Genomic DNA, 1,844 nt, shown 5'->3' on the forward strand with positions numbered 1-1,844 from the left:
AGGGCCAACGCCCGCTGTGATGGGTAGGGGAGCGTCGTGTGCCGGGTGAAGCAGCCGCGGAAGCGAGTTGTGGACGGTTCACGAGTGAGAATGCAGGCATGAGTAGCGATACACACGTGAGAAACGTGTGCGCCGATTGACTAAGGGTTCCTGGGTCAAGCTGATCTGCCCAGGGTAAGTCGGGACCTAAGGCGAGGCCGACAGGCGTAGTCGATGGACAACCGGTTGATATTCCGGTACCCGCTTTGAAACGCCCAATATCGAGCCCATTAATGCTAAGGCCGTGAAGCCGCCCTGGATCCTTCGGGTGAAGGGGAGTGGTGGAGCCGCTGACCCAAGGTGGTAGTAGGTAAGCGATGGGGTGACGCAGGAAGGTAGTCCAGCCCGGGCGGTGGTTGTCCCGGGGTAAGGGTGTAGGCCGTGTGATAGGCAAATCCGTCACACATTAAGGCTGAGACCTGATGCCGAGCCGATTGTGGTGAAGTGGATGATCCTATGCTGTCGAGAAAAGCCTCTAGCGAGTTTCATGGCGGCCCGTACCCTAAACCGACTCAGGTGGTCAGGTAGAGAATACCGAGGCGTTCGGGTGAACTATGGTTAAGGAACTCGGCAAAATGCCCCCGTAACTTCGGGAGAAGGGGGGCCACGTCTGGTGATCGGATTTACTCCGTGAGCTGGGGGTGGCCGCAGAGACCAGCGAGAAGCGACTGTTTACTAAAAACACAGGTCCGTGCGAAGCCGTAAGGCGATGTATACGGACTGACGCCTGCCCGGTGCTGGAACGTTAAGGGGACCGGTTAGTGACCTTTCGGGGTTGCGAAGCTGAGAACTTAAGCGCCAGTAAACGGCGGTGGTAACTATAACCATCCTAAGGTAGCGAAATTCCTTGTCGGGTAAGTTCCGACCTGCACGAATGGCGTAACGACTTCTCGACTGTCTCAACCATAGGCCCGGTGAAATTGCACTACGAGTAAAGATGCTCGTTTCGCGCAGCAGGACGGAAAGACCCCGGGACCTTTACTACAGTTTGATATTGGTGTTCGGTTCGGCTTGTGTAGGATAGGTGGGAGACTTTGAAGCTGTGACGCCAGTCATGGTGGAGTCGCCGTTGAAATACCACTCTGGTCGTGCTGGATGTCTAACCTCGGTCCGTGATCCGGATCAGGGACAGTGTCTGATGGGTAGTTTAACTGGGGCGGTTGCCTCCCAAAGGGTAACGGAGGCGCCCAAAGGTTCCCTCAGCCTGGTTGGCAATCAGGTGTTGAGTGTAAGTGCACAAGGGAGCTTGACTGTGAGACCGACGGGTCGAGCAGGGACGAAAGTCGGGACTAGTGATCCGGCGGTGGCTTGTGGAAGCGCCGTCGCTCAACGGATAAAAGGTACCCCGGGGATAACAGGCTGATCTTCCCCAAGAGTCCATATCGACGGGATGGTTTGGCACCTCGATGTCGGCTCGTCGCATCCTGGGGCTGGAGTCGGTCCCAAGGGTTGGGCTGTTCGCCCATTAAAGCGGTACGCGAGCTGGGTTTAGAACGTCGTGAGACAGTTCGGTCCCTATCCGCTGTGCGCGTAGGAATATTGAGAAGGGCTGTCCCTAGTACGAGAGGACCGGGACGGACGAACCTCTGGTGTGCCAGTTGTCCTGCCAAGGGCATGGCTGGTTGGCTACGTTCGGGAGGGATAACCGCTGAAAGCATCTAAGCGGGAAGCCTGCTTCGAGATGAGTATTCCCACCTCCTTGAGAGGGTAAGGCTCCCAGTAGACGACTGGGTTGATAGGCCGGATGTGGAAGCCCAGTAATGGGTGGAGCTGACCGGTACTAATAGGCCGAGGGCTTGTCCTCA

At 56.9% G+C, this 1,844-nt stretch carries 1 rRNA gene; it reads left to right on the forward strand.

The annotated features are described in order from the left end of the window. Positions 1–1,843 (forward strand): 23S ribosomal RNA (locus tag ACFZBD_RS35155); the annotation flags it as partial. Position 1,844 lies beyond the last annotated feature (1 nt).

It is taken from the genome of Streptomyces sp. NPDC008121, from assembly GCF_042957155.1.
Lineage (GTDB): Bacteria > Actinomycetota > Actinomycetes > Streptomycetales > Streptomycetaceae > Streptomyces.